Origin of the sequence: Rhodococcus sp. Chr-9 (genome assembly GCF_000801125.1) — a bacterium.
In the GTDB taxonomy this organism is placed as follows: Bacteria; Actinomycetota; Actinomycetes; order Mycobacteriales; family Mycobacteriaceae; genus Rhodococcus; species Rhodococcus pyridinivorans.
In genome coordinates this window covers 175329-200468 of sequence record NZ_JTIZ01000118.1, presented here as the reverse complement: position 1 = coordinate 200468, position 25140 = coordinate 175329, and the positions used below count along the sequence as shown (strand labels likewise).

The window sequence follows — 25140 nt, the reverse complement described above, 5'->3', positions numbered from 1 at the left end:
CAACGGGGTCGATCGACACCCGCCCCTACCAAGTGCGAAGAGCCGAAAATGTGCCGGCCCAACGGTTTTCGAGAACCGGCACGAGCTGCTCCCCGGTCCGCAGACGAACCGGGAAGCAGCCGGAGAATCAGGGGCGCGGTGCCTTCGGACGCGCGACCGGCCGCGGCAGTGCACGCGTCAGACGCGGAGCCCAACCGTGCGACGGCCAACGCTTGAGACCCAGCCGGTCCGGCGTGACGCGAGTGTTCACGAACTTGCCCTCGAGCTCTTCGTCGGCCTCCCCAACGAACCGGTAGAGGATCGTGCCGCCGTTCTCCTCCGTGCGAGCGGCTGCCTCCCACCCGGTAGCGCGGTAGACCGCGCGGACGATGTTGTCGGCGACGACGATGATCGGCAGTCCGTCGATTCCACGCGCCGCCGATCCTGCCGGCCACGGCTTGGACGCGAGTTCGCGCACCGCAGCCGGCGACGCCTTCTTCGCTTCGTTGACCCGCAGCACCACGCATGGCGTCGGCAGCTCGGGAGCAGGCGAGGCCGAGTACTGACGGACGAGCTCCGCGATCGGGATCGCCGTGCGATCGGCTTCTGACTCCTCGGTTGCGCCCGCCAGGTTGGTGAGTACGCATTCGCCGCGGTGCGGTTCGGTCAGTCCGAGCGCCGCGATGACCGCTTCGGCCGTCACTGCGGCGGTGTGGTCGGCGTCGGTCTTCGGGTTCAGCGCGTCGGCCACGACGAAATGCTCCACCGCGTAGCCGGACTCGTAGACGGTTCGGATGCGCCGCAGAGCCGCCTCGGTCTCGGGGGTGACCAGCGGTGTCTTCTCGCCGGCCTCGGTCAGCTTCGAGGTCTCTCCGAGCGCCGTCCAGACGAGGGTGAAGATGCGATTTCCGCGTCCGGCGCCGACGTAGAAGATGCTCCGGTCGCGAGGGTCGAGCAGGGCGTAGACGTAGGCGCCGAGCTGGTCGCAGATGTTCTTCGGAAGCAGTTTCGGGCTGGGGGCGCGGTCTTCGACATGGTTCACGAGAGCCCGCAGGACGGTCAGGCGCAGTGCCACGGGGACCTTGCCGGCGGAGCCGCCGAACAGTTCGCGGTTGGCTGCGTCCACGGAACCGAAGGTGCGTCCGATGTGACGGCTGAGGGCGCCGAGCGCGTGGGTGAACTCCGCAAGTCTCTGGCGTGGATCGTCCGCTGTATCCGGCAACTCGTTGCTGGTCAGGAACATCTGGATCTCGGGAGATTCCAACAGAGTTTGGGCAATGTTCGGAGGAACTGTCCACACTGTGCGCATAGAGCGACTCTAGGCCACACACAAGATTGGGGAGTCGCTCCGCGCAGGCGCCGCGCCGCCGAATCCGGAGGAAGAACCCGAGGAGAACCCGAGCCGGATAAGCTCGCGTGCCATGACAGCGGTGCGGACCCGTTCCCGTTCTCGGTTGTTGCGGGACACCGCGTCGTCCGCGCAGGTCGAAGCACTTCTCATCATCGCCGTCGCGACCATCCTCGTCACCCGTCTGTACCTGCACCTGATGGGCTATCCGCAGGTCGGCGGGTCGGTCCTGCACATCGCTCACGTGCTGTGGGGCGGTCTGCTCATGGTCGCCGCGTTGATGGTCTCGTTGACCTTCATCGGCAGGGCGCCCGACCGCATCGCGGTGCTGCTCGGCGGTATCGGGTTCGGCCTCTTCCTCGACGAGGTCGGCAAGTTCGTCACGAAGACCAACGACTACTTCTACCGACCCTCGGTGGCGATCATGTACGTGGTGGTCGTGTTGCTGCTCGTCGTCAATCGAGCGGTGCACCTCCGTCGCGGGCCGTCGCCCGACGAGTATCTCGCCAACGCCGCGCTCACGGCGACGGACGGGCTCGCCCACGGCCTGACCCCGACCGATCGCGACCAGGCGCGAGTGCAGCTCGAACGCGCACGTGAGGGTGGAGTCGATCCCGAGGTCGTCGAACAGATCGATCTCCTGCTCGCCCGGTGCCGGGAGGTACCGTCGCGCTTCTCGTGGGTGTCGCTCCGGCTGCCGGAGCGACTGCGAGGTGAGCGCAGCGTCCGCGTCGCGGCAGCCCTGCTCACCGTTTTCTCCGTCGGCATTCTCCTCAATGCCGCTGTGACCTTGGAGGAGGATCTCGCCGCGCGGACGAGCAACGTGGTGACCGTGATCCAGCTCGTCGGCTCCGGCGTCACCGTCCTGCTGTGCGTGGTGGGATCGGTGGGTTTGTGGCGCAGGCGGAGGTGGGCGATCCGTGCGCTCCGGACGGCCGCGTTGATCACCGTCTTCTTCGTCGACGTGCTGGAGTTCGCCGTCCAGGAGTTCGGGGCGCTGCTCAACGTCGCCGTGGGCGCCGCGGCGCTGTCGGTGTTCTCACACCACCTGCGTCAGATGTCCCGGCACGAGGCGTTGCCGGACACGGCGTGAGCAGGTGGGCCCCGCCGCAACCGTGTTGTGGACGAATCACGGCACCGCTGCCCACCGTGTGCGCTTCGTCGCATACCGTATAGACCGTGAGCACCCCAGCCTCTGACGCCACCGGTTCCGCGTCGACGTGGCCCGCGCTACTCACGTGGCGTGCGGCCGATGCGTCTCGGATGGAGTCGGTACGAGTACAGCTCTCCGGCCGCCGCATCAAGGCGTCCGGTCGCATCGTGGGTGCGGAGTGCACCGACCATCCGGCCTTCAGCGCGTCGTACGACCTGGTGACGGATGAGAACGGTGTCACCCGCCGATTGTCGGTGCGCACCACCCTCGCTTCGGGCGAACGGCACATGTCCCTCACTCGGTCCGAAGAGGGCATCTGGATGTCCGACAACGGCATCGACCATCAGCGGTCCACCTTCGGCGGGGCGTTGGACGTCGATGTGGTGTTCAGCCCGTTCTTCAACGCCCTGCCCATCCGCCGGCACGACCTGCAGGCCGGAGCCGACGACGTGGAGGTGCCCGTCGTCTACGTCAACCTCATCGATCTCAGCATCGAGGAGGCGACGGTCGTCTACAGCAGTGCGTCCGATGGCATCCATGTGCTGTCGCCGCGCTCGTCGTCGTCGGTGACCGTCGACGAGGACGGCTTCGTCCTCGAGTACCGAGGACTCGCCTCCCGCATCTAGGGCTGTCCCGACGCCTCCACCGCCATCGCCACGGCGAACGCGGCCGATTCGGCGGGGTGGCTGCCGTGCCCGTGCGTGCCGCCGGTGAGGCCGACGATCTGGAGTCCGACCGGCGACGACCCGCCGTCAGGAGCCGGCACCGACAGGGCGGGGACACCGAGGACGCTGAACGGGACACACATCTGCAGCAGCGGTGCGCGCAGCTCGACGGGATCGCTCGTCAGCGGCGCCGAACGCACGCCGGTAGTGACGGTGATCAGCGCGTCGAGCTTGTCCACGGTGCGGAGGCGGTGCACGACGTCGTGACGTAGTCGCGCCACCGCCCGGGCCGCGTGGATGTATTCGTAGGCCGGCCGGTCGCGTTGCGCGGCGAGCAGAGCGGCCGTCGGAGGCTGGTAGCGGTCGGGATCGGCTTCGAACCACGCGCGATGCGTCTCGTATGCTTCCGAGCCGGTGACCACGGGATACAGCTCGAGCATCTCGTCGGTCTCGGGCAGTTCCACGTCGACGACGCGGGCGCCCAGATCCGTGAGGGTGCGGCACGCCGTCTCGACGGCCTCGTCGAAGACGGGTGACAGATCCCAGATGCCGCCCCGCAGGCGTCCGATGCGCAGTTCGGAGACCGGGGTGCGCAGGTGCGCGATGCCCGGAAGGGCGCCCCACGCGAGTGAGGCGTCCAGAGCGTCGGCGGCGAGCAGACCGACGTGGTCGAAGGTCGTCGACAGCGGGAACACGCCCTGCTCGGGCAGGGCACCGAAGCCCGGCTTGAATCCGACGATCCCGCACAGTGCCGCCGGGGTACGGACGCTGCAGCCGGTGTCGGTTCCCAGCGCGACGGGCACGACGCCCCTCGCGACCAGCACTGCGGAGCCCGACGACGAACCACCGCTGATCAGGTCCGGGTTGTGGGGGTGGGGGGCCGCGCCGGACACATTGATCAACCCGGTGGGCCCGTAGGCGAACTCGTGGAGATGGGTCTTCGCCACCACGATGGCTCCGGCTTCGCGGAGCTTCTCGATGACGCGAGCATCGCGCCGGGCCGGAGGCGCATCGGCGAGGACCGCGCTGCCGCAGCGGGTGGGGAACCCGGCGACGTCGATGTTGTCCTTCACCGCGACCGCGACGCCGTGCAACGGGCCGATCCAGCTCCCGGCGGCGATCTGCTCGTCGGCGAGGGCTGCGGCTTCGAGCGCCGCCTCGTCGTTGCGGGCGGCGACGGTGTTCCCCCAGGGGGTCCCGACGAGGGCGTCGAGTTCGGCGAGAACCGAGCGGACGTGTTCGGTGGGGGTCGTCTTGCCGGTGGTCAGCGCCGAGGCGATGTCGCGGAGGTTCATCGTGTCCACACTCCACCGCGTCGTCCGGCCTCGCGGAACGCTGCGATCCAGCCCTCGTCGCCGGGCTGCGTGCCGACGATGGGGTCGCGACGGCGCTGTTCGTAGCGGGTCCGAGCCGCGTGACCGGCGCGGGTGAGTTCGGAGGTGCTGCGGTCGGCCAGTTGCTCCCGGGCCGTTCTCAGCACCTCGAGTGTCTCGTCCAGCGCGACCAGCAGGGCTTCCGCGTTGCCTTCGCACATCGCGTCGACCAGGGCCGGGGCCGTCGCGGCGACCCGTGTGCCGTCCCGGAAGGAGCCGGCGGCGAGACCGAGTGCGAGATCGCCGCCTCCGGCGCCCGAGAGGGCCAGCGCTTCGGCGAGGAGATGGGGGAGATGGGAGACTCGCGCGACCGCCGCGTCGTGCTCCCGGGATTCGGCGGGCACGACGACGGAGCCGCAGTCGAGCGCGAGGTCGGCGACCTGCCGCCACACCTCGGGATCGGTGCCGTCGTCGACGGTCACCACCCACACCGCGTCGCGGAACAGGTCGGCGGTCCCAGCGGTCCAGCCGGACTCCGCCGTACCTGCCATGGGGTGTCCACCCACGAAACGCCGCGACAGGCCGTGAGCGGCGACGGCAGCGGCCACTTCCGCCTTGATGCTCACCACGTCGGTGAGCGCGACCTCGGGGGCGTGCTCGGCCACCGCCTCGAGGATGCTGCCCACTGCCGGCATCGGCACCGCGATCACCACCAGGGCGCTGGTGTCGGCTGCGCGACGCAGCGTGGCCGTGAGGTCGGTGGACGCGTCGAAGCCGTCGGCGACGGCGGCCTCCACGGCCTGCGACGACCTGTTGTAACCCCACGCCTGCCTTCCGGTGGCCGCGGCGGCGCGCAGCAGAGAACCACCGATCAGACCGAGGCCGAGGACACAGACGGGCGGGGAAGAGACGGCTGAGGACACCTCATCAGGTTGGCATATCCCGTGCTGGGCTTCATTCACCGGACGTGGCCGACTACCGTTGCGCCCATGGCTGCACAGCGTGTAGGGAACAAGAGCCCTTCCGTGACCCAGAGCGGGAACCCCGCCGGGAATTCGAGCGACGACCTCGACGGCTTCGCCGTCGCCGTGACGCGGGAGGAAGGTCGTTGGAAGTGCCGGGTGTTGTCCGGTGCCGCACTGACGAGTCTCGATACCGCAGTGACCGAGTTGCGGGAGCTGAGAAGTTCCGGCGCAGTCTTCGGTCTGCTGAATGTGGACGACGAATTCTTCATCATCGTGCGTCCCGCACCTGCGGGAACGAGGTTGCTGCTGTCCGACGCGACGATGGCCGTCGACTACGACATCGCCGCCGACGTCCTCGATGCGCTGAACATCGAGATCCCCGATATCGATCCCGACGAGCTCGACGACATCGAGCCGTGGGAGGAAGGCGACCTCGGCATCCTGGCCGACATGGGTCTGCCCGAGCCGGTGCTCTCGGTGATCCTGTCGGAGACCGACCTGTATCCCGACGAGCAACTCGACGAGATCGCCCAGCGACTCGGTTTCGACGACGTCCTGGGTAACACCCTGGACAAGCTCCGTTAGATGGGGCTGCGCGACGACGAGGCATTGATCCGGGTCGCGCTGGAGGCCGCCGCTGCCGCGCCCGCCGGTGACGTACCGGTGGGCGCGGTGGTGTTCGGGCCGGACGGCACCGAGATCGCGCGAGCGGCGAACTCCCGCGAGGCCACCGGCGACCCCACAGCGCACGCCGAGGTGCTCGCTCTGCGCGCGGCAGCGCAGGTCTACGGCGACGGATGGCGTCTCGAGGGCGCAACCCTTGCCGTGACCCTCGAACCCTGCACGATGTGCGCGGGAGCGTCGGTGCTCTCCCGGGTATCGCGGGTGGTCTTCGGGGCGTGGGAGCCGAAGACGGGCGCCGTCGGGTCGCTGTGGGACGTGGTGCGCGATCGGCGCCTCACGCACCGTCCGGAAGTGCGCGGTGGTGTGCTCGAAGCCGAGTGCGCGGCCGTGCTCGAGGCGTTCTTCCGGGAACATCGAGGGCTGGCTTCGGAGCTGTGACCAGGCGATTTCAGGATGAGGCCTGCAATCCGCTAGAGTCGTCAGCGGTGGCGTGACCGAGCGGCCGAAGGAGCGCGCCTCGAAAGCGCGTGACGGGTAACCCCCGTCCGTGGGTTCAAATCCCACCGCCACCGCCAGAGAGCCCCTTACCTGTTAGTGCAGGTGAGGGGCTTTTCTCATGTCTGCAGGTCGCCAAGGCCGGGGTCCGAAGCATCCGCTACGGCTTTTGCTATCCGCCGCAGCAATTGCTGTGGCGGATAGCGAACTTGATTGCGAGTGGACTGCGGAGTCGACGAAGCGCCCGAGGGAGACGACGAGACCTACGGATTCGGTCGGCAGCGGCCCTTGGGGGCGTCACGTCGGCTGATCCTGATGGACCGCCGCGGGCACGGCGACTCGCCGGATCTCGACGGGGCCCATCGCACCGACTACGAGGTGGACGCCGCCGACATCGTCGAACTGCTCGGTGACGGCGCCCATCTCGTCGGACATTCGTACGGTGCGGTCGCAGCGATGCTCGCGGCGGTGGAACGGCCGGACCTGGTGCGGTCGCTGTGCCTGATCCAGCCCGGGTGCCTGAAGGTTGCGGAGAGCGAACCGGTGGTCGCCGAGAACCTCGTCCGCGCTCGCGCGTCCCAGGTGACGCTCCCGCCCGAGCTCACTGCGGAGGACTATCTGCGTCTCATCACGGAGAGCGTCGGCATGCCGCCGACGGAACCCACCCCGAAGCGACTACGCGCAGCGGCGACGTCGATGCGGGAGAGACCGTGCTGGGACGCCGACATCCCCCTCGAGTCGCTCGCGGCGGCGCCGTGGCCGAAGCTCGTCGTCGTCGGTGACTGGGCGGGCGCACCCGACGAGTACAAGCGGCTGGCGGGAGATCCGCTGACGGTCACGGCGCGGGTCGTCGCCGACCGGATCGGGGGAGAACTGCTCGAAGTTCCCGGTTTCTACCCGCACGTCCAGCAGCCGGAACGAGTCAACGAGGCGCTCGAGGAACTGTGGAGTCGGGCCGACGCCCGGTGACGAGAGGTCGGCCGACGGCGTCGGCGGCCATCACGGCGAACATCCACAGCCCCGCCGCGACACCGGCGACGGCTGCCACGGCAGGCGATGCGAGACCTCCTGCCAGACCGACGATTCCGATCACCAGCATTCCCCAGCCCATGACCCGGAACATCGCGCGGCCGAAGGCCCGTGCGAAGGGAACGAAGTGCGCACCGACGACGCAGACCACCCACGCGACCGTCAGTTCCGAACGATCGAACAACGCGAGAAGCCTTGCGCCACCGACGATCAGCACGACCATGGCCGCGACCGACACGAGGTAGATCGTCGATGCCTGCTTCGAGGGCGGCTCCAACTGCTCGAAACTCCGCGGTCGTATGAGCACGGCCCAGACGAAAACAGCGATGGCGCAGAACCATCCGACAACGACGATCCAGGTCCACGGTGATCCCAGAGCGGCACCGTTCACGAGCATGAAGGCCGACGCGCCACCCGCGCCGATCAGCGCTCCCCACACCTCGGGACGATGGGTCGCTCGGTAACCCCTCGCCGTTCCCGGCCCGAATCGCTCCGCAGGCGGTGTCGTGCGCATCCAGTTCCCCCATTCCGAGTCGACCACCGATCCGCCGGTGGACGCTAGCGGATGGGCGGCCGGTCGTCGTCAGAGTTCGCGCCAACTCCCGTCGTTCATGTCGTGTCCGTGCGCGGCCATCAACATGAGGCCGCCGTCGACGGGGATCGAGCGCCCCGTCAGGTACGACGAGCGTGGGGACGCGAGGAAGGCGACGACGGAGGCAACTTCGTTGACGTGCCCGGGACGTCCGGTGGGGTTGCCCGGTCGCTCCTCGTGGAAGGCCTCGGATTCGTCCATGCCGGTCATGGGCGTGGAGATCTCACCGGGAGCCACCGAGTTGACCGTGATGCCGTAGCGGGCCCATTCGAGGGCGAGGCACTGCGTGAGCATGCCGAGGCCGGCCTTCGCCGTGCAGTAGGCGGAGGCGCCGTAGCGGGGGATGTGCTCGTGGACGCTCGTGATGTTGACGATGCGGCCGCCGCCCCCGGAGTCGATCATGTGTCGCGCGGCGCGTTGGGAGCACAGGAACGGGCCGTCGAGGTCGGTGGAGAGCATCTCCCGCCACCGTTCGAAGGACAGGTCGAGCACCTCGTCGCGGTGTCCGGTGCCGGCGTTGTTCACCAGCACCCCGAGACCGCCGAGCTTTCCGGTGAGTTCGTCGATCACATCGGCGGTGTCCGGGCTGGTCAGGTCCTGTCGGGCCACGAAGCACCGCTGTCCGCGCTGTTCGACCCCGGCGCGGGTGTCCTCGGCCCCGGCCTCGTCGGTGTGGAAGGTGATGCCGACGTCGAACCCCTCGGTGGCGAGCAGTTCGGCGGTCGCCTTGCCCATGCCGGAGTCGGCGCCGGTGACGATGGCGAGTCTGTCGTGAGCTGGAGTGGTCATGCGTCGTGGTTACCCATGAGCGCCCGCGGCACACTGCGAACCCACGGCAGACCGTGACCCCACGGCAGACTGGGGCCATGCGACTGCTGCTGCTCGCCGACACCCACGTACCGACGCGCGCCCGCGACCTGCCGTCGCAGGTGTGGGACGAGGTGGCCCGCGCGGACGTGGTGATCCACGCGGGCGACTGGATGGACGTGACACTGCTCGACGCGCTGGAAGAGCGGTCCCGGCAGCTGGTCGCGTGTTGGGGCAACAACGACGGTCCGCTCCTGCGGGAACGGCTGCCGGAGGTCGCGCGGGTGACCCTCGACGGTGTGCGCGTCGCGGTGGTGCACGAGACCGGGGCGTCGACCGGGCGCGACAATCGGATGGCCGCGGCCTATCCCGACACCGACGTCCTCGTCTTCGGCCACTCGCACATCCCCTGGGACACGACCGCGCCGAGCGGATTGCGCCTGCTCAACCCGGGTTCACCCACCGACCGGCGTCGGCAGCCGTACTGCACCTACATGACCGCGACCATCGACGACGGCGTGCTCCGCGACGTCGAACTGCATCGGCTCGGGTGAGGGCGATCGAAGGGGAGGTTGTGTGCGTATTTCCGCGAACGGACGCACTCAACCTCCCCGAACTCAGTCGCTCGGGCCGATCAGTTTCCGCACGACTTTCAGGAGTTCGTCGACGTCCCCGGGCGGCGTCGTGCTTGTCTCGCCCGACATGGCGGCGCCGTAGTAGAGCCCGTCGCCGATGAGCATCACCGCTCGTGCCGCAGCGGGATCGGTGACCTCGTCGGACAGTGCCTCGAACCAGCCCTGATGGATGCGGCGCAGCGCCTGCTGGGCGCGCGGGTTCGCGGTCTGGCTCAGGCGGGTCAGGGCGACGATGGCCCGGTCGAGCGGGGTGTCGGCGAAGACCGAGGTGCGGATGTAGTAGGTCGCCGGTCCTTCGGGAGCCGTGCGCATCAGTTCGGCGTCGTCGGCTGCGAGTGTCTCGAGGTGTTCGGCGAGAGCCTCGACGAGGGCGTCCTTGGACGGGAAGTGATAGAGCAGACCACCTTTGGACACGTTCGCCGCCGCGGCGACGGACTCGAGTGTCGCGGCGCGCTCGCCCTGCTCGAGCAGGATCGTCACGAAGGCGTCGAGAAGTTTGGCGCGGGCGGCAGGGGCAGGTGGCACGGCCCGATCGTACGACGTGGTTACTGTACCGTCCAGCTGGTACAGTAACGACGGTTCGATTCCTCTCTCGCGAAAGTTCGATATCCGTGGCGACATCTGTGCCTGTTTCGGAACCCACCGTGACGAAGGCGGCTCCTCGGGACTGGGTCGCGCTCGCGGTACTGATGCTTCCGGTGCTGCTCGTGTCGGTCGACAACACCGTCCTGGCCTTCGCGCTGCCCGGGATCTCCTCCGCGCTGCAGCCCACCGCTGCGCAACAGTTGTGGATCATCGACATCTACCCGCTGGTGCTCGCAGGTCTGCTGGTGGCGATGGGCAGCCTCGGCGACCGCATCGGGCGACGCCGCCTGTTGCTCATCGGCGCGACCGGATTCGCCGCCGTCTCGGTCGCTGCGGCCTACGCACCTTCCGCGGAACTGCTCGTGACCGCCCGCGGTGCACTCGGCTTCTTCGGGGCCATGCTCATGCCGTCCACGCTGTCGTTGCTGCGCAACATCTTTCTCGATGCCACCCAGCGCCGTCTCGCCATCGCGATCTGGGCCTCGTGTTTCGCGGCGGGCGCTGCACTCGGGCCGATCATGGGCGGATTCCTGCTCGAACATGCCTGGTGGGGCTCGGTCTTCCTGTTGGCCGTGCCGGTGCTGATCCCGCTGCTCGTGCTCGCGCCGATGTTCGTCCCCGAGTCGAAGGACCCGAATCCGGGCCGCATCGACATCGTGAGCATCGCGCTGTCACTGCTGACCCTTGCGCCGATCGTCTTCGCGATCAAGAAGATCGCCGACAGTGGCCTCGGTGCCGTCGCCGTCGTTCCGGCCGTGGTCGGTGTGGTCGCGCTCGTCGCGTTCGTGCGCCGGCAGTTGCAGCGCCCGAACCCCATGCTCGACGTCCGTCTGTTCCGCGTGCCCACCTTCTCCGGTGCCGTCGCGGTGAACCTGCTGTCCGTCGTCTCCCTCGTGGGCTTCCTGTTCTTCGTGTCCCAGCATCTGCAACTCGTGATCGGACAGAGCCCGATGGAGGCCGGACTGAGCCTGGTCCCGGGACTGGCGGTGATGGTCGTGGCCGGGATGTCGGTCGTCGCGCTCGTGCGGTGGGTGCAGCCGTCGTCGATCATCGTCTGCGCGCTCCTGCTCTCGGCGACCGGCTACGCGCTGGTGTTCCTGCTCGCCTCACCGTCGGCGCTCACCCCGATCATCGTGGCGTTCGCGGTCCTCGGCGCGGGTATCGGTGCGGCGGAGACGCTGTCGAACGACCTCATCGTGTCGAGTGTCCCGCCCGCGAAGGCCGGTGCCGCGTCGGCGGTGTCGGAGACGGCCTACGAGATGGGTGCCGTGCTCGGTACGGCGATCCTCGGGTCGGTGCTCTCCGCGTCCTACACTGCGCATCTCCTGCTCCCTGCCGGGCTGAGCACGGAACAGTCGGAGGTTGCTCGGGAGACGCTCGGCGGCGCCCACGCCGTGGCCGGGAACCTGCCCGCCGACCGGGCCGACGCGTTGCTCGCCGCAGCAGGATCGGCGTTCGACAGCGGCGTCACGATCACCTCCGGGATCGGGGTGGTCCTCATGATCGCCTCCGCCGGAATCGCGTGGCTCACGTTGCGCCCCCGCAGTGACGTAGCACCCCACACGGAATCCGACATCGTTTAAATTTGCAGGATGCGGAAACTGGTGTGGGCGCTCGTCGCCGTCGTGGTCGTGGCGCTGCTCGGCTTCTTCGTCGCCCCATGGGTATACGGGACGTTCATCGCCGAGGACGACGCGCCCGCCGCGTCCGTCTCGACCGAAGGTGCCGAAGCCGCGACCGGTGAGCTCGACGGGGAGTGGACCGTCGTCGAGGGTGCCGAACCCAACCGCACCGCCGCCGGCTACACGGTGCACGAGATCCTGCGCGGGGCCGACGTCACCGTGGTGGGCAGCACCGATCAGGTCTCCGGTTCGGCGACCATCACCGACGGCACCCTCGAGGCCGCCGAGGTCGTCGTGCAGGTCGAGGGCATCACCACCGACAGTGGCCAGCGCGACGGCCAGTTTCGCACTCGGGTGATGGACACCGCGGCGCACCCGACGGCGACGTTCGCCCTCACCGAGCCCGTGGATCTGACGTCCCTGCCCGACGACGGCAGCATCGGTTCCGTCACCGCGACCGGCACGCTCACCCTGCGCGGCGCCGAACGGCCCGTGACCGTCGACGTCGACGTCCTGCGCACGGGTGAGCGTCTCGTGGCGTCGGGGAGCATCCCCACCACCTGGACCGATTACGGCGTGGAGCCGCCGAACCTCGGATTCGTGACGGTCGACGGCGCGGGCAGCGTCGACTTCCTCGTCACGTTCGAGCAGAACTGACGTTCTCGGTCTCCTCCGCGTGGGTCTGTTTCGGCGCCCAGCCGGGCGGGCCGAAGGCGTAACCGAGCTTGTCGCGGAACGTCCCGGCCGTACGCCAGTCGCGGGCGATCGCCCGGTACTCGTGCGTCTGCAGGTCCCAGATGTTGTACGTGCCGACGGGCTTGGTGAGCCCGTAGGTGGGCCGGTGGTCCTCGGCCTTGAAGGTGCCGAACATCCGGTCCCAGATGATGAGGATGCCCGCGTAGTTGCGGTCGAGGTAGTCGGGATCGGAGCCGTGGTGCACCCGATGGTGCGAGGGCGTGTTGAACACGAATTCGATCGGGCGGGGGAGCGTGCCGACCCGCTCGGTGTGCACGAAGAACTGGTAGACGAGGCTGACGGAGAAGCCGACGAAAACCATCCACGGTGGGATGCCGATCAGGGGGAGCGGCAGCCACATGATGATCTCGCCGCTGTTGTTCCACTTCTGGCGCAGCGCGGTCGCGTAGTTGAAGTACTCGCTCGAGTGGTGCGCCTGGTGGGTCGCCCAGACCAGGCGGACGCGGTGCGCCATCCGGTGGTACCAGTACCAGAGGACGTCGATGCCGACGAGCAGGATCACCCACGTGTACCAGGCGTCGGCGGGCAGGTGCCAGGGTGCGACGTAGACCCACAGGGCCGAATATCCGACGAGGGCCAGCACCTTCCATGCGGCGCTCGTGACGATGGAGACCAGACCCATCGAGATGCTCGCGCGTGCGTCCCGCTTCTCGTAGCCGCCGCGCGGGGGGCGGGTGCGTCCGTCGGGGCCCGGCTCGACGTGTTCGAGGGTGCGGGCCGCGATCCATTCGAGGATCAGGAAGGTGAGGAAGGCGGGAATCGCCAGGGTCACCGGATCGTGGAGGGGGTCGAGCAGCGACCCCCACGATTCCTGCAGGGTTTCCCACATCGCAACGACCTCCGATAGCTGTGAACAACCGTCCACATTACCGCTGGTGTGGCTTGCATCACCAGGGCCCTCGAATCGGGACCCGGGTGGCGACTCGCGTCCTCACGATTCCGGGTGGTTCGGTATTGCTGGTAGGAATTGACCCGTCCCGTCGAGACGGGCCGGCCGACGACATCAGGCAGCGCGAGAGGCATGGCATGCACATCACCGCGAGGGTCGACTACGCCGTGCGGACCCTGCTCGAACTCGCGGCGATCGAGGACGGTCGCCTGACGAAGGCGGAGACCCTCGCGACGGCGCAGACCATCCCGCACAAGTTCCTCGAGGCCGTTCTCGCCGACCTGCGTCGCGGTGGGTTGGTGAACAGCCGGCGGGGACCGGAGGGCGGTTACTGGCTCGCGCGACCCGCGGCCGAGATCTCCATTGCCGACATCATCCGCACGGTCGAGGGCCCGCTGGCGTCGGTGCGTGGCGAGCGGCCCGAGGACGTCGTCTACAGCGGGGCGGCCGAACGGCTGCAGGACGTGTGGATCGCGGTGCGTGTGAACCTGCGCGCCGTGCTCGAAGAGGTATCGCTCGCGGATGTCGTCACGGGAGACCTCCCCGGTTTCGTGGAGGATCTTACGAAGGATCCGGGCGCCTGGGAGCGTCGCCGGGTGTGAAGCCCGCGATAGGCCGGGAACGCCTGTGGGCGATGTCATAAATTTGCATGACTCTGCAAACTTACAGAACTCTGCAAAATCAGTAACCTGGATGGAGTGACCATCACTCCCGGCCTGCGCGACCGCAAGAAGGCGGCCACTCGTGCGGCTCTCGCGACCGCCGCGGCCGAACTCGCTCGTGAACACGGTCTGGCCGCCGTGACGGCCGATGCGATCGCAGCGCGCGCGGGTGTCTCGACCCGCACCTTCCACAACTACTTCGCGAGCAAGGAAGACGCCGTCCTCGCGTATCTCGAGACTCGGGTCGAGGAGTGGATCGACCTGCTGCGCGATCGTCCCGCCGACGAGGACATCATGGATTCGCTGCTCACGGTGGCCCTGGACGTCGTGCAGAACCCCGACTGGCCGTTCGGCGAGATCGTCGCGTGCATCACCCTGCTCGAGGAGAGCAACGTGCTGTTGTCCCGGCAGATCGAGGTCGAGCGGCGTTCGTCGCAGTTGCTCGTCGAGATCATCGCCGAACGCACCGGCACCGACCCCGATGCCGACCTGTACCCCTCGCTGCTGAACTACGCCGCCATGGGCGCCGTGCGCGCGGCCATGGAGACACACGCGACCGGGACGACGGACCGGTCGGTCGAAGAGCTCATCCGCGAGGCGTTCGACCAGCTCCGACGCGGATTCTCCTGATTCCGGACCTCTGTCCGTTCCGACCATCCGACCCCACCAGGATCTTCCGACATAGAAAGGGTGCCCCGTGGCGACCTACCTGTACCGGCTGGGCAAGTTCGCCCACCGACGGAAGGGCGCAGTGCTGTCCTTCTGGATCGCGCTGCTCGTGCTCTTCGGGGTAGGTGCAGCAACCCTGTCCGGGCCCACCACGGACGCGTTCACGCTTCCGGGCACCCCCGCGCAGAAGACCCAGGACCTCATGGCGGAGCGGTTCCCGTCGACCGAAGATCCGATGAACGGGCTCAGCGCGCGTTACGTCTTCGCCGCGCCCGACGGGCAGACGCTCGACGACCCCGAGAACCTGGCCGCCGTCGACGAGGTCCTCGCCGCGGTCCGCGGCATCGACCGCGTCTCGCCGCCCGCCAAGGTCGACCCCGCCACCGCCTCGCCGGAGGAACAGGCCGGCGCGCTGGTCAACCCGGTCCTCGCCGACGCCGGTCTCGTCGAGCAGATGAAGGCCGTCGCCGCGCAGCAGGGCACCTCCGAAGAGGCTGCGCTGTCCGACGCCCAGGCCCTGTCGCCGCTGAGCGCCGACCGCACCGTCGGCTTCGTCACCGTCCCGTTCGAGGGCGAGATCACCGACGTCGACCAGGCCCTGCGCGACCAGATCTTCGACGCCGCCGAGATCGGCCGTGACGCCGGCCTGACCGTCGAGGTCAGCGGTACGGCTGCCGCCGAGATGGGCATGCCCGGTGGCACCGCCGAACTCATCGGCATCGGCATCGCCGCGATCGTGCTCACCCTGACCTTCGGCTCGCTCGTCGCCGCCGGACTTCCGCTGGTCACCGCACTCGTCGGCGTCGGCATCGGCAGCCTCGGCATCACCATCGCCTCCGGCTTCGCCGACCTCAGCTCGATGACCCCGACGCTGGCGGTCATGATCGGTCTGGCCGTGGCGATCGACTACTCGCTGTTCATCGTCTCGCGCTTCCGGCACGAACTCACCATCACCTCTGATCGCACCGAGGCCGCCGGCCGTGCCGTGGGCACCGCCGGTTCCGCGGTCGTCTTCGCCGGCCTGACGGTCATCATCGCCCTCATGGCGCTGAGCGTCGTCGGCATCCCGTTCCTGTCGGTCATGGGTTACGCTGCCGCGTTCACGGTGCTCATGGCCGTGCTCATCGCCGTGTCGCTGCTGCCCGCCGTGCTCGGACTGTTCGGGGAGAAGGCCTTCGCCGGCCGCATCCCGTTCCTGAACAAGCGCGGTTCCGACGACGACACCCCCAAGGCGGGCGCCAAGTTCGTCGGCCTGATCACGCGACGCCCGGCCATCCCGCTCATCGCCGGTGTGGTCCTCCTCGGTGCGCTCGCGCTGCCCGCCACCGGACTGAACCTCGCCCTGCCGTCGGAGGCCACCGCCGACCCGGCGACCAGCGCCCGCAAGGCCTACGACCTGGTCGACGAGGGATTCGGTCCCGGACGCAACGGCCCGCTGGTCGTCGTCGTCGACACCCAGAACGCCGACGTGGAGGCCCCAGTCGCGTTCGGTGCCGTCGTCGGCAAGCTGTACGAGAACGACGAGGTCGTCAACGCCCAGATCGTCGCGGTGAACGAGGCGGGAGACACCGCCCAGATCCTCGTCACTCCGCGCAGCGGCCCGACCGATCCCGCGACGATGGACCTCGTCCAGAGCATCCGCGACGGCGAGACCGAGCTGAACGAGGAGTTCGGCCTGTCCTACGGCGTGACCGGCCAGACCGCGCTCGAGGGCGACGTCTCCGACAGCCTCCAGAGCGCACTGGCTCCGTACCTCGCGGTCGTCGTCGGCCTCGCCTTCATCCTGCTGATGCTGGTGTTCCGCTCGATCCTGGTGCCGCTCACCGCAACCCTCGGCTTCCTGCTCAGCGTCCTGGCGACCTTCGGTGCCACCGTCGCGGTCTTCCAGGAGGGCTGGGGCGGCCTGATCGCCAACCCGCAGCCCATCGTGAGCTTCATGCCGATCATCCTCATCGGCGTCGTCTTCGGTCTTGCGATGGACTACCAAGTGTTCCTGGTGACGCGTATGCGTGAGGACTACGTCCACGGCGCGAGCGCACTCGAGGCCGTCCGCAGCGGCTTCGCACACGGCGCGCGCGTGGTGAGCGCAGCGGCGATCATCATGATCTCGGTGTTCGCGGCGTTCATCGCCGAACCGGACTCGCTGATCAAGTCGATCGGTTTCGCACTCGCCGCGGCGGTCTTCTTCGACGCCTTCATCGTCCGCATGGTCATCATCCCGTCGGTGATGGCGCTACTCGGCGACAAGGCGTGGTGGCTGCCGAAGTGGCTCGACCGGATCCTTCCGAACGTCGACGTCGAGGGCGAGAAGCTCACCCGCGAGCTCGGTGCCACCGAGCCCGCACCGGAATCCGCACGCGTGTGNCGGGCGGCCACGTACCCGACGCGGTGCGTGGCCGCCCGGATGGATCGTGAAGATTGCTGCAGGGAGTCGCAGGTAGCGTAATGCCCATGTTGCTACGGCTGTTGCGCCGCTTCATGGCGCCCTATCGGGGTGCCCTCGCGGGGGTCGTACTCCTGCAGCTGGTCGCGACCGGGGGCATGTTGCTGCTCCCGAGTCTCAACGCCGACATCATCGACAACGGCGTGGCGACCGGGGACATCGATTACATCGTCCGGACCGGTCTGCTGATGCTCGTCATCAGCGCCGTCGAGGTCGGCGCCGCGACCGGTGCCGTCTACTTCGCGGCGCGCGCCGCGATGGGCTTCGGCCGCGACGTGCGGCTCGCGCTCGTCCGGAATGTGGGGCGGTTCTCGGCGCGCGAGTTCGGGACGTTCGGTGCCCCGTCGCTGATCACCCGCAACACCAACGACGTGCAGCAGGTTCAGATGCTCGTGCTGATGACCTGCACCATCGTCGTGACCTCCCCGATCATGGGGATCGGTGGCGTCATCATGGCGATCCGCCAGGACCCCGGCACCTCGCTCGTGCTGGTCGTCGCCGTCCCGGTGCTGATCTTCACCATGGCCGCGCTCATCGCGCTCATGCTGCCCGGCTTCCGGGTCATGCAGAAGCGCATCGACTCTGTGAATCGGGTGTTGCGCGAGCAGATCACCGGCATCCGCGTGATCAGGGCATTCGTGCGCGACGAAACCGAGAAGGCCCGCTTCGACGGCGCCAACGACGACCTCACCGCCACCGCCTTGCGCGTCGGCCGTGTGAACTCCGTGCTGTACCCGGCGGTGCTGCTGATCTCGAATGTGAGCACCGTCGGCGTCCTGTGGGTGGGCGCCCACCGTATCGACTCCGGTGCGATGCAGGTCGGCTCCATCACCGCGATGATCACCTACATAGCCCAGATCCTCATGGCCGTGCTCATGACGTCGTTCGTCGCGATCATGGCTCCGCGCGCCGCGGTCTGCGCCGAGCGCATCCTCGACGTGCTCGACACCGAACCGACGGTGTCTTCGCCCGCCGAACCGGTCCGCGAACTCCCGACCCGCGTCACCCTCGAACTCCGCAATGCCGGTTTCTCGTATCCCGGTGCCGACGCTCCCGTGCTCAGCGGGGTGTCGTTCCGCGCCGACCCCGGTTCCACCACCGCGATCATAGGCGGCACCGGATCGGGCAAGAGCACCATGATGCGCCTCGTGCCGCGGCTCATCGACGTCACCGCCGGGCAGGTGCTCGTCGCGGGTGTCGACGTCCGGGCGCTCGACACCGACGTGCTGCGCTCGCGCATCGCCGTCGTGCCGCAAAAGGCCTACCTGTTCTCCGGCACCATCGCCGACAACCTCCGGTACGGACGCGCCGACGCCACCGACGACGAACTGTGGCACGCCCTCGAGGTCGCGCAGGCCGCCGACTTCGTCCACAAGACCGAGGACGGACTGAACACGGTCCTCTCCCAGGGCGGCACCACGGTCTCCGGCGGGCAGCGGCAGCGCCTCGCGATCGCTCGCGCCCTCGTCCGCCGGCCCGCCATCTACCTGTTCGACGACGCCTTCTCCGCACTCGACCCGGCGACCGACGCCCGCCTGCGCGCGGCGCTCGAACCCGAGACGCGCGACGCGTGCGTGCTCATCGTCGCGCAGCGGGTCTCCACCGTGCAGGACGCCGACCGCATCGTCGTCCTCGACAACGGCGTCATGGTCGATTCCGGGACGCATCTCGGTCTGCTCGGCCGGTGCCGGACGTACTCGGAGATCGTCGAGTCGCAGAGGATGGCCACGATATGACGACTCCGGAAGCGGCGGCACCGTCGCGTCTGCGCACCGTCCGCCGGGTGCTCGGCCTGCTCCACCCGCACCGCTACGCCGTCTACTCGGTGCTGCTCTCCGCCTTCCTCGGCGTCGTGAGCATGTCGGTGGCGCCCTTCGTGCTCGGCCGCGGCACCGACGTCATCTTCGACGGGGTGGTGGGCATGCAGTTCCCCGCCGGACAGACCAAGGAAGAAGCCGTCGCCGGTCTGCGCGCCGAGGGCCGCGACCAGTTCGCCGACATGGTCTCGGGGATGGACGTGGTGCCCGGACTCGGCATCGACTTCTCGGCCCTCGGCCGGATCCTCGTCATCGTCCTGGCGCTGTACCTGCTCTCGTCCGGTCTGATCTGGGTCGCCGCCTACGGCCTCAACGAGATCGTGCAGCGCGTCGTGCGCGACATGCGGTCGCGGATCGAACGCAAGATCCACCGGTTGCCGCTGCGGTACTTCGACACGCATTCGCGCGGCGACCTGCTCAGCCGCGTCACCAACGACATCGACAACGTCGCGGCGGGCATGCAGGAGTCCATCTCCCAGCTCGTCCTCGCGGTGCTGACGCTGCTCGGTCTCGTGGTGATGATGCTGTTCATCTCGCCGATGCTCGCGCTCGTCGCGATCCTGACCGTCCCGGCGTCGGTCGTGGCGACGGCAGTGATCGCGCGTCGCTCGCGCAAGCACTTCCTCGCGCAGTGGGAGACGACCGGCAAGCTCAACGGGCAGATCGAGGAAGCCTTCACCGGGCACGAGCTCATCACCGCCTACAGCCGGACCGCGGAGGTGCAGCGACGCTTCACCGACACCAACGAGTCGCTGTACCAGGCCTCCTACCGCGCGCAGTTCGTGTCCGGACTGGTGATGCCGTTCGTGACCTTCCTCGGCAACGTCGGCTATGTCGTCATCGCCGTGCTCGGTGGTCTGCGGATCGCGTCGGGCACCGCGACGCTCGGTGAGATCCAGGCGATGATCCAGTACTCGCGTCAGCTCGTGCAGCCGCTCGCGCAGATCGGCGCGATGGTCAACCTCCTGCAGTCGGCGTCGGCGTCGGCCGAGCGGGTGTTCGCGGTGCTCGACGAACCGGAGGAGGAACCGGAGGTCGCGGCGCCGACGATGCCGTGGAGCCGGCACGGACTCGTCGAGTTCGAGAACGTCGCCTTCTCGTACACCCCCGATCGGCCGCTCATCGAGAACCTGTCGTTGCGGGCCGAACCGGGTCAGATGATCGCGATCGTCGGACCCACGGGCGCCGGCAAGACCACCCTCATCAACCTGATCCTGCGCTTCTACGAGGTCGACGCGGGCCGGATCCTCGTCGACGGCGTGGACATCCGTTCGATGTCCCGCGACGAACTGCGCTCGCGCATCGGCATCGTTCTGCAGGACACCTGGCTGTTCGGCGGCACCATCCGCGAGAACATCGCCTACGGCAATCCGTACGCCACCGAGAACCAGATCATGTCCGCGGCCAGGATGAGTTACGTCGACCGTTTCGTGCGGGCCCTGCCCGACGGCTACGACACGATCATCGACGAGGAGAACGACGGCAACCTCAGCGCCGGTGAGCGTCAGCTCATCACGATCGCGCGGGCGTTCGTGTCCAAGCCGTCGATCCTCATCCTCGACGAGGCGACGAGCTCGGTCGACACCCGCACCGAACTGCTCGTCCAGCAGGCCACCGCGCGATTGCGCGACGACCGCACCAGCTTCGTCATCGCTCACCGCCTGTCGACCATCCGGAACGCCGACCGCATCGTGGTGATGGAGGACGGACGGATCGTCGAACAGGGCACCCACGAGGGGCTGCTCGAGGCGGCCGGTGCGTACGCGAGGCTGTACGACGCGCAGTTCAAGGCACTCGTGGAGTGAACGCGGGAGACTTCGGCGCGGCCTGATACAAAACATTCCGTCCTCGCGGGCGGGACGGGACACTTCTGGCCATGACGGAGGTGCGGACAACAGCGGTACGGTCACCTCTCGATCTCCTGCGCTCTGCGCGACCGGGGGTCTCCGTGCGATCTGGACGACCGGGGGTCTTCCGGGTCGACGAGACCACACCGGCGGGGCGGATCATGCAGCATCTGCGACGTGGGGGACCGGCGACGCGCACGATGCTCGCCGATTTCACGGGCCTGTCGGCGTCGACGGTCAACCGGGCGGTGACGTCGTTGCTCGAGCACGGGTTGCTGCGCGACCGCCCCGATCTCGCTCCGCGGGGACGGGTGGGACGGCCGCACGTGCCGGTGGAGGTGGACACCGAACGGGGTTTCCTCGCCGGTATCCATCTGGGGGAGCGGGAGACCCGGGTGGTTTCCGGCGACCTGCTCGGACGGGAACTGCACCGGACGACCTTCGCGACACCGGCGTCGGTGTTCGACGTCTTCGCCGCGATCGGTGCGGCGCTGCGGGTGCACGAGTCCCACCAGCGAGGCAGGCAGCCGCTGTGGGCAGGGCTCGCGGTGGGTGGTCTGTACGACGAGCACCGAGGGGCGCTCGACCACCCGCGACTGGGCTGGTGCGAAGCGCCCGTGGACGTGTTGTTCCGGGCGATCGTGCCCACGCCGTACACGGTCGTTCCGTACGTGGAGGCGGTCGCGGAGGTCGAATACCGCCGGTGCGAGAGCGCCTTCCGGCGACGACCCGAGAGCTGGCTGTATCTGTGTGCGGAGGAATCGATCTCGATGGCGTGGCTCGTGGACGGCCTCGCACGGTCCTCGGCCGACGACATCGAATCGTTCTGTGCTGTACTCGAACCGGGGAGTGCCGATGGCACCGACCCGTCGCCGAACCAGGCGGTGCTCCTCGGCCGTGCGGTCGCGCTGGTGCGCGACGTCGTCAATCCCGACGCGGTGACCGTCGGTGGTGAGCTGTTCACCCGACATGGACGGGAGCGCGAGGACGTGTCCGACGGTTACCGGCAGCAGTCGTCGTACAACGATGTGCCACTGCGGTTCTCGGAAGCCGATGACGATCTGCGGTCGGCGGCGGCGCTCGGTGCGGCGTCGCGGGTGATGTATGTCGACCCGATCGGCGCGATGCAGGCGCGGTGAGACGACAAGGTCTGGCGCATGCCGCTGATCGAGGTAGGGCGTCAGGCCGCTCCCGTTTCGGAAGGTCGGATTCCGGGAGGTCAGTGCAGCACTTCGCGCGCGGTGCGACGGACCGCATCGGTCAGCGCGTCGAGCACGGGGGAGTCCAGCCGCCACCGCTGCCAGTACAGCGGCACGGCGATCGGGTCGTCCGGGGCCATGCTCACGAGATCGGTCGTGTCGGCGACCATCGCGTCGGGGAGCATGGCCCAGCCCAACCCCAGCCGCGCGGCCTCGACGAATTCGAGGGCGCCCGGAACGTAGTTGCGCGGCGGATTCAGCCGCCGCCGGGTCCGCTTGCGGACGAAGCGATCCTGCATGTCGTCCTTGCGGTCGAAGGTGAGCATCGGGGCCTCCCGCAGTTCGGTGGGGGTCATGCCCTCGGGGAACCAGCGTTCGGCGAAGTCCACGCTCGCCATCGCGTGATAGCGCATGGCGCCGAGCTTCTCGGACGTGCAGCCCTGCACGGGTTCGGGGACGGAGGTGACCGCTGCCATGGCGGTTCCGTCGCGCAACAGATCCGTGGAGTGGAACTCGTCCTCGCGGTGCAGTTCGAACAGGGCTCGGTAGCGCACGGGCATCCGGGCCAGGGCGCGCAGCATCCAGGTGGACATCGAGTCGGCGTTGACGACGAGCGGGATCGTGGCGTAACTCCCGGTGTCGGCGCCGAGACCGAGTTCCTCGGAGGCGTCCTGCTCCAGCCGCGCGACCTGCCGGGCGAGCCGCATCACCACTTCGCCGGCCGCGGTCGCGCTGACGGGCCGGGTCCGTCGCAGCAGTACCTGACCGACGTGTTGTTCGAGCGACTTGATGCGTTGGCTCACCGCGGACGGTGTGACGCGAAGAACAGCCGCCGCACCCTCGAAAGTGCCCTCGTCCAATACCGTGGCAAAAGTGCGAAGTTGAGCGAAGTCGAGATCCACATTAAGAAACTCTAATGCAGGTACAGCAAAATCAACTGTTCTTATCTCGACAGGATTCCTAGCGTCGATGCCATGTCACTCGTCGTCGCCGGATTCGTCACAGGTCTGTCCCTCATCGCCGCCATCGGTGCGCAGAATGCCTTCGTCCTGCGCATGGCGATCGCGCGACGATTCGTGCTGCCTGTGATCGCGATCTGCGTGATCTCCGACGCCGTGCTCATCACCGCGGGCATCGCCGGGATCGCGACGATCCTCGACCGCGCTCCCGGCGCGATCGACGTGATCCGTTGGGCGGGTGCCGCTTTCCTCATCTGCTACGGACTCTTCGCGGCACGTCGCGCGCTGAAGCCGTCGGCACTGTCCGCTGCCCCGGGCGGTGCCGTCACCATCGGCGCGGCTCTGCTGACCTGTCTGGCGCTGACCTGGCTCAACCCGCACACCTATCTCGACACCGTGCTCATGCTCGGTTCGGTGGCCAACCACTACGGCAACCCCGGCCGGTGGTGGTTCGGTGCCGGGGCGATCACCGCGAGCGTCGTGTGGTTCGCCGCCCTCGGGTACGGGGCCCGCTATCTGCGCGCCTGGTTCGCCAAGCCGTCCTCGTGGCGCATCCTCGACGGTGGCGTCGCGGTCCTGATGCTCGGCCTCGGTGCCGGACTCGTCGCCTCGTCCTGATCACTCATCTGCGTCCCGTGGGGGCGCGGTCGGGCTCGAGATGGCTGAACACCACGACACCGGGCAGCGCCTCGGCGAGATCGGCCTCGATGCGGTCGAGCAGGTCGTGCCCGGCCCGCACCGTCCAGTCGCCCGGCACCCGCACGACGAGGTAGACGAAGCGCTGACGTCCCGACTCGCGGGTGCGCGGCGGCAGGATCGTCACCACCCCCGGTTCCCGATAGCGGTCGAGGACGGCGTTCACCGCCGTCACGTCCTCCGGGGGAAGAACCGCGTCGAGCATGCCGACGACCGCCTGCCGCACGAGGCCGAAACCGATCCGCAGGATGTTCAGGGCGACGAGGATCGCCACGATCGGGTCGAGCACGTCCCACCCGGACAGCGCGACCAGCGCGACGCCGACGAGCACGCCCGCCGACGTCCACACGTCCGTCAGCAGGTGTTTCCCGTCGGCGACCAGCGTGATCGACCGGTGTGCCCGACCCTGCCGGATGAGCAGCAGACCGACCACGAGATTGAGCGCCGACGATCCGGCCGACAGGAGGAGACCGAGTCCGACCTCGGTCACCGGCTGCGGTGAGATCAGGCGCTCGACCGAGGTCCACAGGATCACCGTCGCGGCGGCGAAGACCATGGTGCCCTCGACCGCGGCGGAGAGGTACTCGGCCTTCCCGTGCCCGAAATCGTGGTTCGCATCGGCCGGCTTCGCGGCGAGACGTAGCGCCGCGAGACCGACGAGCGCCGCGACGAGGTTGACCCCGGATTCGAGTGCGTCCGACAACAGACCCACGGATCCGGTGATCCACGCCGCCGATGCCTTCAGCAGCATCGTCGCGAGCGCGGTCGCCACCGACAGCAGCATGAACCGCATCAACAGGCGGTGCTGCTGCGCAGAGGGCACCACCGGTCAGCGCTTGACGAGCGTGAGTTGCATCCCGGTGAGGTCGGTGGCCGTCAGCGCGACGTAGTCGTACTTCGGGGTGGGAACCCACGGCGACAGTCCGAGGGCGTCGATCCGCGCCGCGTCGTCGAAGCTCCGCAGGATCCGGGCGTGTCCGTGCAGCACGACGCTCCATGCGGAGTCCTCGCGGATCTCGTCCACCTCGAAGGCCACCTCCGGGTGCACCGCCAGTTCGGAGAGCTTGCTGCCCTCACCGCTGCGGAAGTACACCGTGCGATCGTCGGTGACGTAGTTGACGGGATAGATCTCCGGTCGTCCGCCGACGACGGTGACGAGGCGGCCCACCTTGCCCGTCGCGAGCAGGTCCCAGCACTGGTCCTCGTCGAGGGGGACGACAGGATCGTCGGTGTTCGGGTTGTCGCGCATCGCGTTCACTCCTCCGGTTCCGCTGCCGTATCCAGCACATCACGAACCGGCTTCCGGCGCAGTGGAACGCTCCGCCGGTTACGGTGAAACCGGCCGTCAGGACCGTGTTCGCCCGATCCGCCGAGAGCAGCCCGAACGAGGA

At 68.4% G+C, this 25140-nt stretch carries 24 protein-coding genes, 1 tRNA gene and 1 pseudogene; 16 read left to right on the top strand and 10 right to left on the bottom strand.

Annotated features, from left to right (window positions below; all coding sequences use genetic code 11):
* Nucleotides 1–127 precede the first annotated feature (127 nt).
* Entirely contained in the window at nucleotides 128–1243 is a 1116-nt protein-coding gene (locus QR64_RS18935) for a GIY-YIG nuclease family protein (protein WP_235367231.1), read from the bottom strand.
* Nucleotides 1244–1400: 157 nt separating this feature from the next.
* On the opposite strand from QR64_RS18935, the gene QR64_RS18930 reads away from it, so the two are divergent.
* Together QR64_RS18930 and QR64_RS18925 are read left to right on the top strand one after the other, a co-directional pair.
* Nucleotides 1401–2420 carry a hypothetical protein gene (locus tag QR64_RS18930; RefSeq protein WP_039586732.1) on the top strand — a complete coding sequence of 340 codons (1020 nt, stop codon included), beginning with the start codon at nucleotides 1401–1403 and terminating at the stop codon, nucleotides 2418–2420.
* 86 nt (nucleotides 2421–2506) lie between these two features.
* Nucleotides 2507–3106, top strand: a complete 600-nt coding sequence (locus QR64_RS18925; RefSeq protein ID WP_072740572.1) for a putative glycolipid-binding domain-containing protein — start codon at nucleotides 2507–2509, stop codon at nucleotides 3104–3106.
* On the opposite strand, the gene QR64_RS18920 is transcribed toward QR64_RS18925, so the two are convergent.
* Nucleotides 3103–4449, bottom strand: coding sequence for an amidase (locus QR64_RS18920; RefSeq protein WP_039586730.1), 1347 nt, complete (start codon nucleotides 4447–4449; stop codon nucleotides 3103–3105). The genes QR64_RS18925 and QR64_RS18920 overlap by 4 nt on opposite strands.
* Nucleotides 4437–5399 (bottom strand): prephenate dehydrogenase, encoded by a 963-nt coding sequence (locus QR64_RS18915; protein WP_024102734.1) that lies wholly within the window; start codon nucleotides 5397–5399, stop codon nucleotides 4437–4439. The genes QR64_RS18920 and QR64_RS18915 overlap by 13 nt, the downstream gene beginning before the upstream one ends.
* Before the next feature lie 48 nt (nucleotides 5400–5447).
* On the opposite strand from QR64_RS18915, the gene QR64_RS18910 reads away from it, so the two are divergent.
* The 4 genes from QR64_RS18910 to QR64_RS18895 all read left to right on the top strand — a co-directional run bounded on the left by QR64_RS18910 (nucleotide 5448) and on the right by QR64_RS18895 (nucleotide 7511).
* Entirely contained in the window at nucleotides 5448–6008 is a 561-nt protein-coding gene (locus tag QR64_RS18910) for a tRNA adenosine deaminase-associated protein (RefSeq protein WP_024102735.1), read from the top strand.
* Entirely contained in the window at nucleotides 6009–6485 is a 477-nt protein-coding gene (locus QR64_RS18905; protein ID WP_039586728.1) for a nucleoside deaminase, read from the top strand.
* Between the two features lie 46 nt (nucleotides 6486–6531).
* A tRNA-Ser gene (locus QR64_RS18900) sits at nucleotides 6532–6622 on the top strand.
* A gap of 139 nt (nucleotides 6623–6761) precedes the next feature.
* Nucleotides 6762–7511 (top strand): alpha/beta fold hydrolase, encoded by a 750-nt coding sequence (locus QR64_RS18895; protein ID WP_235367230.1) that lies wholly within the window; start codon nucleotides 6762–6764, stop codon nucleotides 7509–7511.
* On the opposite strand, the gene QR64_RS18890 is transcribed toward QR64_RS18895, so the two are convergent.
* Nucleotides 7465–8085, bottom strand: coding sequence for a hypothetical protein (locus QR64_RS18890; RefSeq protein WP_235367229.1), 621 nt, complete (start codon nucleotides 8083–8085; stop codon nucleotides 7465–7467). The two genes, QR64_RS18895 and QR64_RS18890, sit on opposite strands and share 47 nt — an antisense overlap.
* 69 nt (nucleotides 8086–8154) lie before the next feature.
* Nucleotides 8155–8952: an SDR family oxidoreductase gene (locus tag QR64_RS18885; protein ID WP_006552535.1), complete on the bottom strand. Its 798-nt coding sequence runs from the start codon at nucleotides 8950–8952 to the stop codon at nucleotides 8155–8157.
* A gap of 77 nt (nucleotides 8953–9029) precedes the next feature.
* Between QR64_RS18885 and QR64_RS18880 the strand changes: the two genes are divergently transcribed.
* Nucleotides 9030–9524, top strand: coding sequence for a metallophosphoesterase family protein (locus QR64_RS18880; RefSeq protein WP_006552534.1), 495 nt, complete (start codon nucleotides 9030–9032; stop codon nucleotides 9522–9524).
* A 63-nt stretch (nucleotides 9525–9587) separates the two neighbouring features.
* Here QR64_RS18880 and QR64_RS18875 read toward each other — a convergent pair whose 3' ends face one another.
* Nucleotides 9588–10130 (bottom strand): TetR/AcrR family transcriptional regulator, encoded by a 543-nt coding sequence (locus QR64_RS18875; RefSeq protein ID WP_039586725.1) that lies wholly within the window; start codon nucleotides 10128–10130, stop codon nucleotides 9588–9590.
* A 98-nt stretch (nucleotides 10131–10228) separates the two neighbouring features.
* Between QR64_RS18875 and QR64_RS18870 the strand changes: the two genes are divergently transcribed.
* Together QR64_RS18870 and QR64_RS18865 are read left to right on the top strand one after the other, a co-directional pair.
* Nucleotides 10229–11773, top strand: coding sequence for an MFS transporter (locus QR64_RS18870; protein WP_112319922.1), 1545 nt, complete (start codon nucleotides 10229–10231; stop codon nucleotides 11771–11773).
* 9 nt (nucleotides 11774–11782) lie between these two features.
* Nucleotides 11783–12469 (top strand): YceI family protein, encoded by a 687-nt coding sequence (locus QR64_RS18865; RefSeq protein WP_006552531.1) that lies wholly within the window; start codon nucleotides 11783–11785, stop codon nucleotides 12467–12469.
* On the opposite strand, the gene QR64_RS18860 is transcribed toward QR64_RS18865, so the two are convergent.
* Nucleotides 12450–13397, bottom strand: a complete 948-nt coding sequence (locus tag QR64_RS18860) for a sterol desaturase family protein (RefSeq protein ID WP_039586724.1) — start codon at nucleotides 13395–13397, stop codon at nucleotides 12450–12452. The two genes, QR64_RS18865 and QR64_RS18860, sit on opposite strands and share 20 nt — an antisense overlap.
* 197 nt (nucleotides 13398–13594) lie before the next feature.
* Here QR64_RS18860 and QR64_RS18855 point away from each other — a divergent pair, with 197 nt between their 5' ends.
* From QR64_RS18855 to QR64_RS18830, 6 genes and pseudogenes are all read left to right on the top strand, one after another.
* On the top strand, nucleotides 13595–14059 hold the full coding sequence (locus QR64_RS18855) for an RrF2 family transcriptional regulator (RefSeq protein WP_024102742.1): 465 nt from the start codon (nucleotides 13595–13597) through the stop codon (nucleotides 14057–14059).
* A gap of 96 nt (nucleotides 14060–14155) precedes the next feature.
* Nucleotides 14156–14749 carry a TetR family transcriptional regulator gene (locus QR64_RS18850; RefSeq protein ID WP_006552528.1) on the top strand — a complete coding sequence of 198 codons (594 nt, stop codon included), beginning with the start codon at nucleotides 14156–14158 and terminating at the stop codon, nucleotides 14747–14749.
* A 67-nt stretch (nucleotides 14750–14816) separates the two neighbouring features.
* A pseudogene (locus tag QR64_RS18845) lies at nucleotides 14817–17152 on the top strand (MMPL family transporter); the annotation flags it as partial.
* An 87-nt stretch (nucleotides 17153–17239) separates the two neighbouring features.
* Nucleotides 17240–18967 carry an ABC transporter ATP-binding protein gene (locus tag QR64_RS18840; protein WP_006552526.1) on the top strand — a complete coding sequence of 576 codons (1728 nt, stop codon included), beginning with the start codon at nucleotides 17240–17242 and terminating at the stop codon, nucleotides 18965–18967.
* A complete protein-coding gene (locus QR64_RS18835; RefSeq protein ID WP_006552525.1) occupies nucleotides 18964–20853 on the top strand; it encodes an ABC transporter ATP-binding protein in 1890 nt (629 codons plus the stop codon). The genes QR64_RS18840 and QR64_RS18835 overlap by 4 nt, the downstream gene beginning before the upstream one ends.
* Before the next feature lie 203 nt (nucleotides 20854–21056).
* A complete protein-coding gene (locus QR64_RS18830; RefSeq protein WP_039586722.1) occupies nucleotides 21057–22034 on the top strand; it encodes a MarR family transcriptional regulator in 978 nt (325 codons plus the stop codon).
* Between the two features lie 80 nt (nucleotides 22035–22114).
* Here QR64_RS18830 and QR64_RS18825 read toward each other — a convergent pair whose 3' ends face one another.
* The gene (locus QR64_RS18825; protein ID WP_082331804.1) at nucleotides 22115–22996 is read right to left on the bottom strand and encodes a LysR family transcriptional regulator ArgP; all 882 of its coding nucleotides are present in this window, start codon (nucleotides 22994–22996) and stop codon (nucleotides 22115–22117) included.
* Between the two features lie 72 nt (nucleotides 22997–23068).
* Between QR64_RS18825 and QR64_RS18820 the strand changes: the two genes are divergently transcribed.
* Nucleotides 23069–23671 carry a LysE/ArgO family amino acid transporter gene (locus QR64_RS18820; RefSeq protein WP_006552522.1) on the top strand — a complete coding sequence of 201 codons (603 nt, stop codon included), beginning with the start codon at nucleotides 23069–23071 and terminating at the stop codon, nucleotides 23669–23671.
* Nucleotides 23672–23675: 4 nt separating this feature from the next.
* Here the strand turns inward: QR64_RS18820 and QR64_RS18815 are convergent, their stop codons facing one another.
* Nucleotides 23676–24542, bottom strand: coding sequence for a cation diffusion facilitator family transporter (locus QR64_RS18815; protein ID WP_170318520.1), 867 nt, complete (start codon nucleotides 24540–24542; stop codon nucleotides 23676–23678).
* 36 nt (nucleotides 24543–24578) lie between these two features.
* On the bottom strand, nucleotides 24579–24998 hold the full coding sequence (locus tag QR64_RS18810) for a pyridoxamine 5'-phosphate oxidase family protein (RefSeq protein WP_039586779.1): 420 nt from the start codon (nucleotides 24996–24998) through the stop codon (nucleotides 24579–24581).
* Nucleotides 24999–25140: the final 142 nt, after the last annotated feature.

Bases quoted from the DNA above. Each gene is read 5' to 3' on its own strand.
- QR64_RS18860 (WP_039586724.1), bottom strand. From the start codon at position 13,397: ATGTGGGAAACCCTGCAGGAATCGTGGGGGTCGCTGCTCGACCCCCTC.
- QR64_RS18910 (WP_024102735.1), top strand. From the start codon at position 5,448: ATGGCTGCACAGCGTGTAGGGAACAAGAGCCCTTCCGTGACCCAGAGC.
- QR64_RS18890 (WP_235367229.1), bottom strand. From the start codon at position 8,085: ATGCGCACGACACCGCCTGCGGAGCGATTCGGGCCGGGAACGGCGAGG.
- QR64_RS18930 (WP_039586732.1), top strand. From the start codon at position 1,401: ATGACAGCGGTGCGGACCCGTTCCCGTTCTCGGTTGTTGCGGGACACC.
- QR64_RS18855 (WP_024102742.1), top strand. From the start codon at position 13,595: ATGCACATCACCGCGAGGGTCGACTACGCCGTGCGGACCCTGCTCGAA.
- QR64_RS18815 (WP_170318520.1), bottom strand. From the start codon at position 24,542: ATGCGGTTCATGCTGCTGTCGGTGGCGACCGCGCTCGCGACGATGCTG.
- QR64_RS18840 (WP_006552526.1), top strand. From the start codon at position 17,240: ATGTTGCTACGGCTGTTGCGCCGCTTCATGGCGCCCTATCGGGGTGCC.
- QR64_RS18905 (WP_039586728.1), top strand. From the start codon at position 6,009: ATGGGGCTGCGCGACGACGAGGCATTGATCCGGGTCGCGCTGGAGGCC.
- QR64_RS18865 (WP_006552531.1), top strand. From the start codon at position 11,783: ATGCGGAAACTGGTGTGGGCGCTCGTCGCCGTCGTGGTCGTGGCGCTG.
- QR64_RS18820 (WP_006552522.1), top strand. From the start codon at position 23,069: ATGTCACTCGTCGTCGCCGGATTCGTCACAGGTCTGTCCCTCATCGCC.
- QR64_RS18880 (WP_006552534.1), top strand. From the start codon at position 9,030: ATGCGACTGCTGCTGCTCGCCGACACCCACGTACCGACGCGCGCCCGC.
- QR64_RS18885 (WP_006552535.1), bottom strand. From the start codon at position 8,952: ATGACCACTCCAGCTCACGACAGACTCGCCATCGTCACCGGCGCCGAC.
- QR64_RS18830 (WP_039586722.1), top strand. From the start codon at position 21,057: ATGCAGCATCTGCGACGTGGGGGACCGGCGACGCGCACGATGCTCGCC.
- QR64_RS18810 (WP_039586779.1), bottom strand. From the start codon at position 24,998: ATGCGCGACAACCCGAACACCGACGATCCTGTCGTCCCCCTCGACGAG.
- QR64_RS18835 (WP_006552525.1), top strand. From the start codon at position 18,964: ATGACGACTCCGGAAGCGGCGGCACCGTCGCGTCTGCGCACCGTCCGC.